Below are 15913 nucleotides of genomic sequence, written 5' to 3'. Positions count from 1 at the left end.
TTTAGCCTCATTACATATTTCAGGCGTCATTGGTGTCATAAAAATTTAAGCTTACACGTGTAAGCTTAATGTGCAATACTGGGTCAATCGAACATTTACTCTAGTAGGATACTCATGTCTGCATCATCAGCTAGCGAATACAGTGACATTGAAGAACGCGCTAATGCGATAACCCATGGCTTGGGCGTCGTACTTGGCGTGGTTGGCTTGATCTTGTTGCTGATTCGCGCGTTTGATTACCAAGCCGACATGCTAACTGTTGCTAGTATGACGGTGTATGGCAGCAGTATTATTCTGCTCTTTCTCGCCTCCACGTTGTACCACTCGATCACCACTGAGAAAACCAAGCGCTTACTCAAAACCCTTGATCACTGTGCGATTTATTTGTTGATCGCGGGCAGTTACACGCCGTTTCTCTTAGTGGGCTTAAGAACCCCATTAGCTATGGGTTTGATGGCGGTTATCTGGGGGATTGCGTTGGTGGGCATCATCATGAAGATAGCCTTCGTTTATCGATTCAAGCGTTTATCGCTGTTCATTTACCTAGCGATGGGTTGGCTATCTTTGATTGTTGTTTATCAATTAGCGATGAATATCGATATAGGTGGTTTGGTGTTACTGGCAGTTGGCGGAGTAATTTACTCGCTGGGTGTGATTTTCTATGTGGCAAAACGCATCCCTTATAACCATGCCATCTGGCACTTGTTTGTATTGGCGGGCTGCGCTTGCCATTTCTTCGCTATTTATTTGTACGTGACCCCGGTTTAGCGAGCCAGTACTTCAGTAATCTCAGCTTTAATCTGATATTCAGGGTGTTGTTCTAGGTCGATCTTGATTAGCTTGCCTTCTTCACCCGTCTTTGGTCGCAGGTATGTGTCGGCCATTCGTTTGATTGATTTCCAAACAGCAACTTCTTCTTCTGCCAACAACTCACCTTCTGCAGTAAATACGCTGATGTTAAGTGATACCAAAATGACAGCTTGAGTGCCTTGGTTGGTGATGGCTGTCGGAATGATAAGCTCACCATCTTCATAGCGACTTGCACCCAGCACAACATCCACTCCTGATTGAGACAGCTGTAAGCTTGGCTTCTTACTATTAACCACAATCGTAGTGCCACGCGTGTTCGTTACGACAGGTACGGCTACGACAGGGGTTGCTGCAACGGGCACGGCGACCTTTGATGTTGTCGCTGCTGCTTCCGTTTGCTGTGGTGCCACGTATAGCCAAGTAAAATCGTCTTTTAGTAACACTTGCTTACCATCAGACAATGTGACCATTTGATCAGCAAAGGCAGAACTTACGAATACTGAGTTTGCGAGCAATGCGCTAGCGAGAAGTACGTATGATTTCATCTGTGTTTCCTTGATTTTTTGCTTGGTTAGCGTCGCCAAAAGGCTGGGAAAAATAGAACAATGAGCGTCAGTATCTCTAGTCGTCCCATTAGCATTCCTAAACTTAGCAACCATTTAGCGGCGTCTGGCAGTGGAGCAAAGTTCCCGGTTGGACCGATCACGCTCCCCATTCCCGGGCCCACGTTGGCAACGGCTGTGATAGCGCCAGATATACTGGTCACAGGATCAAGACCCATCGCGCTCAAGCCACCAGCAATTAAGATAATAGTAATAAAGAACATCAAACCAAATGCGACGAGTGAACGCACAATGTCGTCATTCACTGGTCGTTGGTTATAGCGTTGAACAAAAACACCCGACGGGTGAATCAGCTTCATCATTTGTTTGTGGAGCATGGTCATCGCGATCTGGAAACGGAAGATTTTAATACCGCCAGAGGTTGAACCCGAGCAAGCTCCCGCCATCATTAGGAATGCAAACAAGGTAGTTGGTAGTGCACCCCACGCGGTGAAGTCTTCTAAGCCAAAACCGGTTGTGGTGACGACTGATACAATGTTGAACATCGAAACACGCATCGCATCCATAACTGTGTAGCCATCTCTAACCACCAGCCATGTCGATATTACGGCACTGGTGACCAAAAATAGATATGTGAAGCCTCTCACTTGCGCGTCTTTATAGAGGATTGAGAGCTTTCTACCACGCAGTGTGCTAACGAACAGTAAGAACGGCAGACCACCAAGGAACATGAACAGTGTTCCTACCCAGTGAGCACTGTTGGAGAAGTGATTCATTGATCCATCTGATGTTGAGTAACCACCCGTCGACAGTGTTGTGAACGCGTGGTTGATCGCATCAAAGATTCCCATGCCTGCAAACAGATAGCTAATGATACACAAGCCAGTCAGAACCAAATAAACCGCCACGATGTTTTTCGCGACTGTTTTTGCTCGTGGGCTACTTTTATCTGACCAATCGGATGATTCAGTTTGGAACAGGCGCATACCGCCGACGTTGAGCATTGGTAGAACCGCTACCGCCATAACGATAAAGCCGATGCCGCCTAACCATTGCAGTATAGAACGCCACAATAGAATGCTTGGTGCCATGCTGTCTAAGCCGCTTAATACCGTTGAGCCTGTTGTGGTGATACCAGACATGGTTTCAAAATAGGCGTCAGTGAAGCTGATGTGGTTAATGAATACAAATGGCAGGGCGGCAAAGGCGCTGGCAATTGTCCAAACCAAAGAGGTAATCAGGAACATGTCCCGCACCCCTAATCGGAACTTAGCTGAACGGCCTAAACTCAAGCAGATGAACGCTACTATGTGCGTGATCACTACTGATTGACCAAACTCGAGGAAGCCACCGGTGCCTGTGAAAAAGGCAACCAATGTAGGGATGTACATGAAAAGGGCGAGTTTTGATAACACTAACCCTATCACTAATAATATCGGACGAAAGTTGACCATAGCTTAATAGACCATAGCTTAAATAGATTACAGCTTTGTGCTGGAGCGTCGTTCTCACAAAAAGAAAGTTGCGAGAAGAAGCTTACGAGAACAAGGCTATAAGAAGAACGGGCTCGGTTGGAATAGAGACTCAACATCAGGTACGTATTTCTTGTCCACTAGGAACATCACTACGTGGTCATCCTGTTCGATCACGGTTCTATCGTGCGCGATAAGCACCTCTTCTCCGCGAACAATCGCACCAATAGTGGTACCCGGTGGCAGTTTGATGTCGCCAATCGCTCGGCCAACCACTTTAGAGGTGGTTTCGTCACCATGAGCAATCGCTTCGATCGCTTCAGCAGCGCCGCGACGTAGAGATGATACGTTTACAATATCAGCACGACGAACATGAGTAAGCAGCGCAGAAATGGTCGCTTGTTGTGGAGATATCGCAATATCAATCACACCACCCTGAACAAGGTCTACGTAAGCACCGCGCTGAATCAGTACCATTACCTTCTTGGCACCCATTCGCTTCGCCAGCATCGCTGACATGATGTTGGTTTCATCTTCATTGGTTAGTGCAATAAACACATCCACCTGATCGATGTTCTCTTCGGTTAACAGTTCTTGGTCGGCTGCATCACCACAGAATACGATGGTGTTTTCTAACTCTTCAGATAGTTTCTCGGCGCGAGTGTAGCTGCGCTCAATAAGCTTGATGCTGTAGCTCTGCTCTAGGCGTTTTGCCAAGCTTGCACCAATGTTACCACCACCGACAATCATGATGCGACGGTACGGTTTCTCTAAGCGTTGCAGCTCACTCATTACTGAGCGGATGTGGTTACTTGCTGCGACGAAGAAAACCTCATCATCGGCTTCAATGATGGTAGTACCTTGTGGGCGAATTGGGCGACCTTGACGGAAGATAGCGGCTACACGAGTATCAATGTGCGGCATGTGCTCACGCAAAGCAGACAGTGCGTTACCAACCAGTGGCCCACCGTAGTAGGCTTTTACTGCGACTAGGCTAACTTTCTGTTCAGCAAAGCTCACAACCTGTAGTGCACCTGGGTATTGAATCAGGCGCTCGATGTAGCTGGTTACCAGCTCTTCGGGTGCAATCAGGTGATCTACTGGGATTGCACCTGATTTGAATAGCGCTTCTTTCTCTTCTAAATACTGTGGAGAGCGGATACGGGCAATTCGGTTTGGCGTATTAAACAGAGAGAAGGCAACCTGACATGCGGCCATGTTGGTTTCATCCATGTTGGTTACGGCAACCAACATGTCGGCATCTTGCGCGCCCGCTTCACGTAGTGTATTCGGGTGGCTGGCATAACCGTTTACAACCCTAAGGTCATATTTGTCTTGAAGTTCACGCAGTCGGTCGGCATTACGGTCGACGATCGTGATGTCATTGTTTTCACCCACTAGGTTTTCAGCAAGGGTACCGCCAACTTGTCCAGCACCTAGAATAATGATCTTCATAGCCTTTCTCTTATTTTTTGCCGTTGTAATTCTAGTGAACTCATTTCGCTTTGATAATGCACTAGAAAGAAACAGCGGCTAAGAAATAAATTCTTAGCCGCTGTTAGTGTTATGCCTGTTTTACTAGAACTGCGTAGTAGAAGCCATCCATATCTTCTTCACCAGGCAGTATTTGACGACCCGGTTTTTCGACATCAGACCCAACCAGCGTTGCGTTCTCGGTACGCTCTAAGAATGCTTTCACTTGCAGCACGTTTTCTTGCGGCGTGATAGAACATGTCGCATAAACCATGGTGCCGCCTTCTTTTAGCTGGCGCCACATTGCATCCAAGATTTCGCTTTGTAGTTCTGCTAGTGCATCGATATCAGAGGCACGGCGTAGCCACTTAATGTCAGGGTGACGGCGAATTACACCCGTCGCTGAACATGGAGCATCAAGTAGGATGCGGTCGAACTGACTGCCAGTCCACCACTCTTCAGGGTAGCGAGCATCACCACAGATTACGTCGGCACGTAGTTGTAGGCGTTCAAGGTTATCGTAAACGCGGTCTAGGCGTTTAATATCACTGTCAATCGCAACCACTTCAGTGTCTTGAGTATGTTCAAGAATGTGCGCAGTTTTACCGCCAGGAGCAGCACAGCAATCAAGGATTAGCTCACCATCTTTTGGTGTTAGGTAATCAACCGAAAGTTGAGCTGCAGCGTCTTGTACTGATACCCAGCCTCGGTCAAAACCAGGAAGCAAGGTAACATCACAAGGTGATGCTAATTTTATGGCATCAGCCGCTTCTGGGTGCAGTGTGTATTCAATGTTTTCGTTTTTAAGCAGTTCAACATACTCGTCACGAGTGTGGTGTTGGCGGTTTACGCGTAGCCACATTGGTGCTTTGCTGTTGTTTGCTTCAACCAATTGCTCCCACTGATCTGGGTAGCTTTCTTGAAGCATTTTCAGAATCCAGCTTGGATGGCTGTATTTGCCAGCATTGTGGCTAACGGCTTTCTCATCTAGCTCTTCTTGATCGCGCAGATAGCTGCGAAGCACTGCATTGATCAAACCACTGAGACTTGGGCCGCGCAGGGTTTTGGTTGCTTCAACGGTTTCAGCAACGGCAGCATGCGAAGGAATGCGCATAAAGCTCAACTGGTAAATGCCTACTAAGATCAGGTGGTGGAATACGCGCTTTTTACCTTTAAGCGAGTTTTCCATCAGTTCGTTAGCGATTGACTCTAAGCGAGGCAGGTAACGAAGTGCGCCGTAGCAAATCTCTTGCAGTAGAGCATGGTCTCGCGGACGGATCGTTTTTTGAGCCGCAGGGAGAGCGTGTGAAAGAGAGTGGCCTTTATCGACAACTTGGAATAGGACATTTGCAGCAGCAGCGCGAACATTCATGAGGGGTACCGAATATTTATTTGAATACATGAGGGCATCTCTGCCCTCGTAAAGGTTTTCTAAATAGTGTTTTTACAAGCTACACGTTTTTAAGTACATATTGAGTAGCTTTAAAGCGGTTAAGAAAGTTGAGTACCAACTTCAAACCAGCTTGCACGTGAGTTCAAGATGTCCTGAACTGACATAGCTTTTTTACCTGGAACTTGTAGCTGCTCCAAGACTAGTACTTTGTTGCCAGTCGCAACATAAATACCAGTCTTATCTGCTTTGATGATTGAGCCAGCTGGCGCAGATGTCGATTCTTCATCAACACGTGTCTGCCAAACCTTAATGCTTTTTTCATCATTAGAGCTGCTATCAACAATCGCAAAGTGACTCATTGGCCACGGGTTGAAAGCGCGCACACAACGTTCGATGTGTTCTGCACTGTCATTCCAATCAATTTTTGCTTCTTCTTTGCTCAGCTTCTTCGCGTAGTTAGCAAGTTCGTCGTCTTGTTTCTCAGCGACAGCCTTACCAGAAGCGATGTCTGCTAAACACTCAACAAGAGCATCAGGACCAAGGCCAGCCAACTTCTCGTACATTGACGCGCTAGTATCTGTTGCTTCGATTGGTAGCGTCGCGATGCTGAGCATGTCACCAGTATCTAGGCCGATATCCATCTGCATGATCGTCACGCCAGTCTCTTTATCGCCCGCCCAGATAGAGCGTTGAATCGGAGCAGCACCACGCCAGCGCGGCAGGATAGAGCCATGCACATTGATACAACCTAAGCGAGGTGTATCTAATACAGCTTGTGGTAACAGCATACCGTAAGCGACAACAACCATGATGTCAGCATTCAAATCTGTTAGCTCTTGTTTAGCTTCATCTGACTTGAAATTTTCTGGCTGGTAAACTGGAATGCCGTGCTCTAATGCAAGTTGCTTTACTGGTGGCGCAGACAGTTTTTTCCCTCGACCTGCTGGGCGATCTGGGTTGGTGTAAACTGCAATAACTTCATGCTCCGAAGACAACAACGCCGCCAAGTGACGGGCGGCGAAATCCGGAGTACCTGCGAAGACAATTCTTAAAGATTGACCCAAGGTAGACTTCCTTCTTAATTTAGTAATAGCAGCGGTTATTAACCTTGTTTCTCGTTGAAACGTTTAATCTTCGCTAGCTTATCTTGAATACGTTTGCGCTTTAGTGGCGATAGGTAATCAACAAACAACTTGCCTTCTAGGTGGTCAAGTTCGTGCTGAACACAGATAGCCAGAAGGTCGTCAGCGTCGAATGTGAATTCGTTGCCTTCACGATCTAATGCTTTAACCGTTACTTCTGCAGCGCGAGGTACTAGAGCTCGAGCGCCTGGTACAGATAGACAGCCTTCTTCGATACCATCTTCGCCACGTTTGTCGGTAATTTCAGGGTTGATCAGAACCATAGGTTCATCACGCGTCTCTGAAATATCGATAACAACGATGCGCTGGTGGAAATCTACTTGCGTTGCCGCAAGGCCGATACCTTCTTCGTCGTACATGGTTTCAATCATGTCATCAACGAACTTTTGAATCTCTGGGGTAACTTCTTTTACCGGTTTCGCCACGGTACGTAGACGATCATCTGGTAATGTTAATACTTGTAATACAGACATATACACTCGAAATATTGAACTGTGCCGAAACAGCTTAAACCTTGTTGGCTCAATTCTAGACATTTTAGAGGCCAAATGACAGCATCCTGAAGGTAATTCTCCAATCAGATGTCATATATTCAGACCAAGGAACCTAGGTCATGCGTCATTTATTCCCTGCTTTATCTCTTGTTTGTGCCTCGATTTCGTTCGCCGCTACGGCGGAAAATAGTGAACAACCTTTAACCATTAAACAGGGCGCACCCGAGGCGTATGTGGTGGTTAAGGGCGATACTTTGTGGGATATCTCTGCGATGTATCTCGATAGTCCATGGTTGTGGCCAAGGTTATGGCAGGTGAATCCAGAGATAGAAAACCCTCATCTTATTTATCCCGGAGATAAACTGTCTTTGGTTTGGATTAATGGTGAGCCTGTATTGAGCCTCAAGCCTGTTATCAAGCTTAGCCCTAAGATTCGTGTCTCTGAGAAAAAAGCAGTACCTACCGTCAATGAGGGGTTGGTTTTGCCATATTTACAGTCTGATCGCTTGGTAGAGCTGCAAGATATCGAATCGGCGCAACGAGTATTAGGGACCAGTGATGGTAAACGCTTCTTATCGGGTGTAGACCGGTTATTTATATCAGGTAACCAGCAACATCAAAAATGGGGTATCTACCGTGCCGTTGAAACCTACCAACGACAGCAACCTCACGCGAGTATGACCTCGTTGCGTTTGGTCGCCACTGCGCGCTTAAAAGAGGTGGATGCTGAGTTCAGTAGCTTGCAGATAGAGACTCAACTGCAAGAAGTACTACTCAACGACCTTGTGTTACCGGAACTTGGTGTTGATCAGGTGAAGCTCTCTACCACGTTTTATCCTGCACCTAGTGTGGCGGGTCAGTTTGCTAATATCTTGGGCTCATTAGATGGCAGCCAGTACAGCGCGAAGAATCAGGTAGTAGTGATCAATAAAGGTTCACAGGATAACCTCCGCCAAGGCTCCATGTTTACCCTCAGCGAAAGCGGCGCGGTGGTGTTTGGTAAGCAAGGTGAATACAGTTATAAAGAGTCTGCGGCGAGCGATAAGGTGCAATTGCCAAGCACCTCTCTGGGTAGCTTGATGGTTATTCGCCCTTATGAGTATTTTAGCCTCGCATTGATCACTCAGAGCTCTAAGCCTGTTAGCAATGACATTCTGGCAGTATCGCCTTTGGATCTTGCTTTGACGGAAGAGATTAAGGGCACCGAGTGAATGAGCAACAACTGAGTGCTTGGCTAACTCTAAGTTTTGTTCCGCAATTGGGTGGCAAACGCCTTTCTCGCCTGCTGAGTATCGATTCCCCTTCGAACATTGTTGGCAACTCAAGTCAGCAGCTACAAGCGATGGGTTTGTCAGCCAAGCAAATTTCTTATCTAAGAGAGCAAGCCCCAAGAGAAGTGGAGGCTTGCTTAGCGTGGCAAGCAAGGCAGCCCAACCATCACATCATTACCCCTAACTGCCCACACTACCCCAAACTGCTGAACGAGACAGCCTCTGCGCCCAGTGTTCTTTTCGTTAAGGGTCATGTTGGAAAACTGATTGAGCCTCAAATCGCTATGGTTGGTAGTCGTAATGCCAGTATCGAAGGACTACAAACCGCGAAGGCCTTCGCCAAAGAGTTTGTCCAAAACGGCTTGATCGTCACCAGTGGTTTAGCCTTAGGCATTGATGGCTATGCTCATGATGGTGCTTTGGATAAAGGAGGGGAGACCTTCGCAGTGTTGGGCTCTGGCTTAGATTCCATTTACCCTGCGCGGCACAGAAATCTAGCGGATAGAATTTGTGATAATGGTGCGCTGATTTCAGAGTTTCGGCCAAGTGCTAAACCACGACCTGAACATTTCCCCCGACGTAATCGTATTATTAGTGGCTTGTCGCTAGGAACCTTAGTGGTTGAAGCGGCTGAGAAGAGTGGCTCTTTGATTACGGCTCGCTATGCCATGGAGCAAGGCCGAGAGGTGTTTGCGCTTCCAGGCTCAATTCATAGTCCAACCAGCCGCGGAGGTAACAGCTTAATTAAAGCTGGAGCATGTTTAGTACAAAATGCTCAAGATGTTCTGATTGAAATAAAGAGTCTGTTAGACTGGTCTATAGATCAGCAGCCCAGTTTGTTCGAGCCTACGCCGAATGAGGGTGAAAATGAGCAATTGCCATTTCCACAGCTGTTAGCTAACGTAGGATTAGAGGCGACACCCGTTGATATTTTGGCACAGAGAACCCATATACCTGTGCATGAGGTCATGATGCAGCTTTTAGAGCTTGAGCTCTCAGGGCATGTTGTTGCAGTTTCCGGTGGCTATATTCGAAAGGGGAGAGGCTAAGCTATGATGATGGACATACTGATGTACTTGTTTGAAACCTACATCCATAGCGATTCTGAATTGCAGGTGGATCAAGATGAGCTGGAAGATGAGCTTCTTCGAGCAGGGTTTCACCAAGATGATATTTATAAGGCCCTCCATTGGTTAGAAGATCTTGCGGCATTGCAAGATACCGACAACCAAGCGGCGATTAGTGTGTGTTCCAATACCTCAATGCGTATTTATACCAGTCGAGAGATTTCACGTATTAATATGGAGTGTCGAGGTTTCTTACTGTTCCTAGAGCAGATCAACGTACTCACGACAGAGATTCGTGAAATGGTGATTGATCGTGTGATGGGGCTTGAGACCAACGAATTTGAATTAGATGATCTGAAATGGATTATCTTAATGGTGCTATTTAATGTGCCGGGTAATGAAAGTGCTTACACGCAAATGGAAGAGCTGTTGTACACCAAAGAGCAAGGTATCTTGCATTAACACAGGCTTGTCATGAGTAGTAAGATTGATAATCAGCTTTTTTCAGCACATGAACATGCATTAGAGCATGAACCATGTCCACAGTGTGGTGGAGAGCTTCAGCTTCGCCATGGTAAGCACGGTCCATTTTTAGGCTGTAAGCAGTACCCGAGCTGTGATTACATCAAGCCGTTGCATCAAAACGATGGACACGTGGTGAAAGAGCTGGGTGTGCCGTGTCCTAAATGCCAAAACGAGTTGGTATTAAGGCAGGGCCGGTTTGGGATGTTTATTGGTTGCAGTAGTTACCCTACGTGTAATCACATCGAATCTTTGGATCAACCGAAAGAACAACCTGAAGAGCAGCCACTTGTTGCGTGCCCTGAGTGTGGCAGAGGCCATTTGGTTGAGCGTAAATCTCGCTATGGCAAAACCTTCTATGCTTGTGATAACTACCCTAAGTGTAAGTTCGCCGTTAACCAGCCACCTGTTATAGGTCGTTGTGAAGAGTGCCAGTTCCCGTTGTTACTTGAGAAGAAAACTGCCAGTGGCACCAAGAAGCAATGTGCTGATCGCAAGTGTCATCATATTCAATCACAGTAAGTGAATGATCAGAAATAAAAAACGGCGCTCATTGAGCGCCGTTTCTATATCCAATAAACGTTCTATATTCATCAAGCAATATAGACTTACTTCATCTGCTCAGCAAACTCATGCACAGCAGGGTAGGCTTGTTTGTCGAGAATTTCTGCCAATGAGCATAACGTTCTTTGCAGTTCTGCGTTGTAGTCAGCACTCACGTTAATGTGACCCATCTTACGACCCGCACGCTTCTCTTTGCCATACCAATGAACATGACAGCCACCTTGAGCAAGAATTGCTTCAGGTAGGGTATCTTCCCCAAGGATGTTGATCATTGCGGTTGGACGAATCAGTTTAGTGCTGCCTAGTGGCATGCCACATACGGCACGTAGATGATTCTCAAACTGACAAGTCTCAGCGCCTTGTTGCGTCCAGTGGCCTGAGTTATGAACACGTGGTGCAATCTCATTAACCAGTAGTGAACCTTGAACATCAAAGAACTCAAGTGCTAGCACACCAACGTAATCTAAGCGATCAGCAATGGCAGTGAACATGGTTTTCGCTTGCTCTTGCAGTTCAATGTCATCAATCGCTGTCGATAAGCTCAACACGCCGTCGGTGTGAACATTCTCAGCCAGTGGGTATACTTGAATCTCGCCATTGGTACCGCGAGCACCAATCAGTGATACTTCTCGGTCAAACGGAACAAACTCTTCAGCTACAATGGCTTGATTGTCTGTCGCAGCGATGCACTCGGCCATTTCTGCCCAAGTTGCTTCAACGTTATCTAATGTCTTTAAACGCCACTGGCCCTTGCCGTCGTAGCCGCCAAGTGTGCTCTTCAGTACCATTGGTAGGCCAACGTGAGCGATCGCAGCGTCAAAGTCTTCGCGAGAGTTAATCACATAGTACTTAGCGTTTTTCACGTTCGCTTCGTCTAACAGCGCTTTTTCAAGACGACGGTCACCGCCAGCTTTGATTGCTTCAGTAGTCGGTAAGAACTTACTGCTGCGCTCACATACCTCAAGTACATCGTGAGGGATATGTTCGAACTCTGCAGTAATGACGTCCGCACGCTCAATCGCATTTTCTAAGCCGTTGCCTAGAATCGCTTGCGTTAATGGGTGAACAATATTTTTGCTGCCAACATCAAAAGCAGAAATTTCAATATTCAGCGGTGCCCCAGCTAGGGACATCATGCGAGCAAGTTGGCCCGCGCCTAACACAAGAACATGCATGGGAATTAGTCCTCAGCAGGGTTTGGATTAGCAAGAACCGTTTCTGTTTGCTCAGAGCGGAACGCTTCTACTCTCGCCATCACTTCTTCATTGTGTGTACCAATGATTTGAGCGGCTAGGATACCAGCGTTAGCAGCACCTGCTTCACCGATAGCCAGAGTACCTACCGCAATACCTTTTGGCATCTGTACGATAGAAAGTAGAGAGTCCATGCCTTTCAGTGCTTTAGACTGAACAGGAACACCAAGAACTGGGACGCTTGTGAAAGCAGCCGCCATGCCCGGAAGGTGAGCTGCACCGCCAGCACCCGCAATTATCACTTTAATACCGCGCTCTTTCGCACTGGTTGCGTAGTCTGCTAGCAACTGAGGTGTACGGTGAGCAGAAACCACTTTTGTTTCGTACGCCACGCCAAACTGATCCAACATTTCTGCAGCTAGCTTCATTGTTGGCCAATCAGATTTAGAACCCATGATAATACCGACAGTCATCTCAAACTCCTTCAGGTACGATTTAATTAGTGATTAGATATTTTGCGCGCATTATACGGGTAAAATTGCTTAAGGAAAACGTTTGCGTCAGTCTGAGTTGTTAATTGATACATTTTATAAACAAATAGCTTTAGTCACAGTGAATGATAATTTGTACACTTAGCGAATTCGATAACAGAATTAATGAGGCAACCCGTGGATAACTTTCAACATACATTGCAGGCATTACAGCAAGGTGAAGTCATTGCTTACCCGACCGAAGGCGTTTTTGGGGTCGGTTGTGATCCCGATAATCCACAAGCCATCAAGAAACTGCTCGACTTAAAACAACGACCGATGGAAAAAGGGTTGATCCTAATAGCCGCAAGTTACGATCAGTTGTTGCCTTATATTGACGAAAGCCAACTGACTGAAGCGCAGTTAGCGACAGTGAAAGCAACATGGCCGGGCCCGGTTACTTGGATCATGCCAACCAGCGCCAAAGTAACAGACTGGGTCAGAGGCCAGTTCGATTCCATTGCGGTACGAGTGACGGATCACCCTTTGGTTCAAAGAATGTGTAATGAATTTGGTAAGCCGTTAACCTCTACCAGTGCCAACCTGACTGGCGAGCCGCCTTGTATGACGACTGAAGAAGTTCAACAGCAATTGGGCCAACACTTAGTCGCGATTTTAGAAGGTCAAACGGGTGGACGTGAGAAGCCAAGCGAAATTAGAGATGCAAAAACGTCGAAAATATTAAGACAGGGTTAAACCCTGCAAAGGAAAGTAAAATGTCAGCCATTGATAAAGAAGCAGTAAAGCAGTTTTTACTGAGACTACAAGATTCGATTTGCCAGCAGCTTGAGCAAGCTGATGGCACTGCACTGTTTGAAGAAGATGCATGGCAGCGTGAACCTGGCGAGCGTCTTGGTGGCGGTGGTCGAACTCGTGTTATGACCAACGGTGCGGTATTTGAGCAAGGTGGGGTTAACTTCTCTCACGTAGCGGGTAAGGCAATGCCTGCCTCAGCCACTGCTCATCGCCCTGAATTAGCCGGGCGTAAGTTTGAGGCGATGGGTGTCTCATTGGTTATCCATCCTAAAAACCCTTATATCCCAACCTCACACGCGAACGTTCGATTCTTCATTGCGGAAAAAGAAGGGGAAGACCCTATTTGGTGGTTCGGTGGTGGTTTTGATTTAACGCCATTCTATCCTTTCGACGAAGACTGCCAATCTTGGCATCAAACAGCCAAAGATCTTTGTGCGCCGTTTGGTGATGATGTTTATCAAGAACATAAAGAGTGGTGTGATAAGTATTTCTATCTGCCTCACCGAGATGAAACACGCGGTGTGGGTGGTCTGTTCTTTGATGATCTTAACGAGTGGGGCTTTGAAAAGAGCTTTGCTTATATGCAGGCGGTCGGTGAAGGCTTTGCAGTCGCATATCTACCGATTGTAGAACGACGCAAAGAGACGTCTTACGGTGAGCGCGAGCGTGACTTCCAACTTTATCGTCGTGGTCGCTATGTTGAATTTAACTTAGTGTATGACCGTGGCACCCTATTTGGCCTGCAAAGTGGCGGGCGTACAGAATCAATATTGATGTCTATGCCGCCGTTGGCTCGTTGGGAATATCGCTATGAACCACAAGCGGGCTCACCAGAAGCTCTGCTTTATAGCGACTACCTAAAACCTCGAGTTTGGTAGTTCTTTCTTCCTTATAGGGATAGTGATAGGGTCATCTATATAGATGACCCTTTTTTATTTCTGTTAGGTAAGGATATGACACAGCAAGTAGATCGTTATGCCGTTTTCGGTAACCCTATTGGGCAAAGCAAATCGCCATTCATTCACACATTATTTGCTCGCCAAACCAGCCAACAACTTACCTATACAGCACTCCAGCCAGAACAAGGTGAATTCATCACTGCTGCTCAAGATTTTTTTAATGAAGGTGGTAGAGGGTGTAATGTCACAGCGCCATTTAAAGAAGATGCTTATCAGTTCGCTAATCGCCTGACTGAAAGAGCTGAACTAGCAGGTGCTGTAAACACACTTAAGAAACTCGATGATGGAGAGATCATTGGTGATAACACCGATGGTGAGGGTTTAGTTCAAGACCTTCTTCAACATCAAGTTATGCTAGAAGGGGCTCGCGTTCTTCTGCTTGGCGCTGGTGGTGCTGCTCGAGGAGTGATCCAACCTCTTCTCGACCAAAAGCTACAACAGCTGGTGGTCGCTAACCGAACCCGCTCAAAGGCAGAGCTATTGGCTGAGATGTTTTCGTCGCATGGCAGCATCAAAGGTATGGGGCTAAGTGATGTTAATGGAGGCTTTGATGTCATTATTAACTCGACCTCATCTGGTCTAAGTGGTCAGCTGCCTGAAGTGTCTGACGTTATCTTCAATACTAACAGTGCCGTCTATGACATGGTCTACGGATCGGGAACCACGGTATTTAATCAATGGGCATTAGATAATGGTGTTCATGCTGCTTATGATGGCCTGGGTATGCTAGTGGGGCAGGCAGCAGAGAGCTTTATGCTTTGGCGTGGCCTTCGTCCGGGAACAAAACAGATTTTAAGAGAATTACGTAAAAACCTAGAGATGTAATGAGGTATTTATAAAAAATGAATCAATCAATTCTATTTCCTGATATCCAAGATTGGGATGAAGAAAATGAATCAATCATCTTCCCAGCACAGCAGTCGGGCGCACTGATTGAGTGTGTTATGTCTATTGAAGAGTTGTCTCGATTTGCAGGCAAAGATATAGAAGAGGGCGAGCAAGCTTTAGTTATCTTTTCAGAATTACGTTTTGATATTGAAGAGCTAGCGGAAGAACTAATAGAAGAAGAGGAGTATGACTCCTCTAATCGAATTCAGATCAAAGCGCTTTAGATTGGCAGCACGGAGTCTAAATAGTCGTTTTTATTCTGAACATAGTTGTCAGCTGACTTCTGTAAAAAGGCACGCTCTTTGTCATTTAATGGGCGTGCTTGTTTTACTGGGCTTCCTACATAGAGATAACCGCTTTCAAGTACCTTATTAGGCGGCACTAAGCTACCAGCACCAATCATCACTTCTTCTTTAATAATCACGCCATCAAGCACGATAGCTCCCATACCAACAAGTACACGATCTTCAATGGTGCAGCCATGCAGCATTACTTTATGTCCGATAGTGACATCATTACCTATTAGTAGAGGATAACCTTCAGGGTTGTCAGCATTCTTATGGGTGACGTGCAAAATGCTGCCGTCTTGGATATTCGTTCTATCTCCAATATGAATGTGGTTCACATCTCCTCGAGCTGCAACCAAAGGCCACACGCTAGAGTCATCACCGATTTTGATATCACCAACTAGTACCGAACTTGTATCGATATAGACACCTTGTCCAATCTGAGGGGATATTCCTTTATAACTGCGCATTGAACTCATAAATCCTCCTTTATATAGGCACCTTAAGCCCTTAATTAAGGGGAATACTA

The 15913-nt window shown here is 46.5% G+C and carries 18 protein-coding genes; 9 read left to right on the top strand and 9 right to left on the bottom strand.

The window, feature by feature from the left end; all coding sequences use genetic code 11:
* The first annotated feature begins 114 nt into the window (after positions 1-114).
* A complete protein-coding gene (locus Q5H80_RS14280; RefSeq protein WP_304566005.1) occupies positions 115-768 on the top strand; it encodes a hemolysin III family protein in 654 nt (217 codons plus the stop codon).
* Here Q5H80_RS14280 and Q5H80_RS14275 read toward each other — a convergent pair.
* The 6 genes from Q5H80_RS14275 to def form a co-directional block, all read right to left on the bottom strand.
* Positions 765-1355, bottom strand: a complete 591-nt coding sequence (locus Q5H80_RS14275; protein ID WP_304566004.1) for a DUF3157 family protein — start codon at positions 1353-1355, stop codon at positions 765-767. The genes Q5H80_RS14280 and Q5H80_RS14275 overlap by 4 nt on opposite strands.
* 26 nt (positions 1356-1381) lie before the next feature.
* Positions 1382-2827 (bottom strand): TrkH family potassium uptake protein, encoded by a 1446-nt coding sequence (locus Q5H80_RS14270; RefSeq protein ID WP_304566003.1) that lies wholly within the window; start codon positions 2825-2827, stop codon positions 1382-1384.
* 96 nt (positions 2828-2923) lie between these two features.
* Entirely contained in the window at positions 2924-4300 is a 1377-nt protein-coding gene (trkA, locus tag Q5H80_RS14265) for a Trk system potassium transporter TrkA (protein ID WP_004735766.1), read from the bottom strand.
* A 109-nt stretch (positions 4301-4409) separates the two neighbouring features.
* Entirely contained in the window at positions 4410-5690 is a 1281-nt protein-coding gene (gene rsmB, locus Q5H80_RS14260) for a 16S rRNA (cytosine(967)-C(5))-methyltransferase RsmB (protein ID WP_304565997.1), read from the bottom strand.
* Positions 5691-5809: 119 nt separating this feature from the next.
* The gene (fmt, locus tag Q5H80_RS14255; protein WP_304565995.1) at positions 5810-6775 is read right to left on the bottom strand and encodes a methionyl-tRNA formyltransferase; all 966 of its coding nucleotides are present in this window, start codon (positions 6773-6775) and stop codon (positions 5810-5812) included.
* 38 nt (positions 6776-6813) lie between these two features.
* Complete coding sequence (gene def / locus Q5H80_RS14250) at positions 6814-7326, bottom strand: peptide deformylase (protein WP_004735769.1); 513 nt, start codon at positions 7324-7326, stop codon at positions 6814-6816.
* Positions 7327-7466: 140 nt separating this feature from the next.
* Between def and Q5H80_RS14245 the strand changes: the two genes are divergently transcribed.
* The 4 genes from Q5H80_RS14245 to Q5H80_RS14230 are packed head-to-tail and all read left to right on the top strand — an operon-like array spanning position 7467 to position 10729.
* On the top strand, positions 7467-8558 hold the full coding sequence (locus tag Q5H80_RS14245) for a LysM peptidoglycan-binding domain-containing protein (RefSeq protein WP_304565979.1): 1092 nt from the start codon (positions 7467-7469) through the stop codon (positions 8556-8558).
* Entirely contained in the window at positions 8555-9667 is a 1113-nt protein-coding gene (dprA, locus tag Q5H80_RS14240) for a DNA-processing protein DprA (protein WP_304565977.1), read from the top strand. The genes Q5H80_RS14245 and dprA overlap by 4 nt, the downstream gene beginning before the upstream one ends.
* A gap of 3 nt (positions 9668-9670) precedes the next feature.
* The gene (locus tag Q5H80_RS14235) at positions 9671-10147 is read left to right on the top strand and encodes a DUF494 family protein (RefSeq protein ID WP_019820292.1); all 477 of its coding nucleotides are present in this window, start codon (positions 9671-9673) and stop codon (positions 10145-10147) included.
* A 12-nt stretch (positions 10148-10159) separates the two neighbouring features.
* Positions 10160-10729 (top strand): type I DNA topoisomerase, encoded by a 570-nt coding sequence (locus Q5H80_RS14230; RefSeq protein ID WP_004735775.1) that lies wholly within the window; start codon positions 10160-10162, stop codon positions 10727-10729.
* Positions 10730-10815: 86 nt separating this feature from the next.
* Here Q5H80_RS14230 and Q5H80_RS14225 read toward each other — a convergent pair whose 3' ends face one another.
* Both Q5H80_RS14225 and purE read right to left on the bottom strand, forming a co-directional pair.
* Positions 10816-11946: a 5-(carboxyamino)imidazole ribonucleotide synthase gene (locus Q5H80_RS14225; protein ID WP_304565957.1), complete on the bottom strand. Its 1131-nt coding sequence runs from the start codon at positions 11944-11946 to the stop codon at positions 10816-10818.
* Positions 11947-11951: 5 nt separating this feature from the next.
* Positions 11952-12437, bottom strand: a complete 486-nt coding sequence (gene purE / locus Q5H80_RS14220) for a 5-(carboxyamino)imidazole ribonucleotide mutase (protein WP_192889631.1) — start codon at positions 12435-12437, stop codon at positions 11952-11954.
* 195 nt (positions 12438-12632) lie between these two features.
* Here purE and Q5H80_RS14215 point away from each other — a divergent pair, with 195 nt between their 5' ends.
* The 4 genes from Q5H80_RS14215 to Q5H80_RS14200 all read left to right on the top strand — a co-directional run bounded on the left by Q5H80_RS14215 (position 12633) and on the right by Q5H80_RS14200 (position 15321).
* Complete coding sequence (locus tag Q5H80_RS14215) at positions 12633-13190, top strand: L-threonylcarbamoyladenylate synthase (RefSeq protein WP_304565954.1); 558 nt, start codon at positions 12633-12635, stop codon at positions 13188-13190.
* Between the two features lie 20 nt (positions 13191-13210).
* Positions 13211-14128: an oxygen-dependent coproporphyrinogen oxidase gene (gene hemF, locus Q5H80_RS14210; protein WP_304565952.1), complete on the top strand. Its 918-nt coding sequence runs from the start codon at positions 13211-13213 to the stop codon at positions 14126-14128.
* A 75-nt stretch (positions 14129-14203) separates the two neighbouring features.
* Positions 14204-15034, top strand: a complete 831-nt coding sequence (gene aroE / locus Q5H80_RS14205) for a shikimate dehydrogenase (RefSeq protein WP_304565950.1) — start codon at positions 14204-14206, stop codon at positions 15032-15034.
* A gap of 17 nt (positions 15035-15051) precedes the next feature.
* Positions 15052-15321: a DUF1488 domain-containing protein gene (locus tag Q5H80_RS14200; RefSeq protein ID WP_304565949.1), complete on the top strand. Its 270-nt coding sequence runs from the start codon at positions 15052-15054 to the stop codon at positions 15319-15321.
* Here the strand turns inward: Q5H80_RS14200 and Q5H80_RS14195 are convergent.
* Positions 15318-15863 (bottom strand): gamma carbonic anhydrase family protein, encoded by a 546-nt coding sequence (locus Q5H80_RS14195; RefSeq protein WP_304565947.1) that lies wholly within the window; start codon positions 15861-15863, stop codon positions 15318-15320. The genes Q5H80_RS14200 and Q5H80_RS14195 overlap by 4 nt on opposite strands.
* Positions 15864-15913 lie beyond the last annotated feature (50 nt).

It is taken from the genome of Vibrio sp. SNU_ST1, from assembly GCF_030563405.1.
Lineage (GTDB): Bacteria > Pseudomonadota > Gammaproteobacteria > Enterobacterales > Vibrionaceae > Vibrio.
Note: the sequence above shows the minus strand (reverse complement) of the source record. Positions and strands in the feature narration are given on the sequence as shown.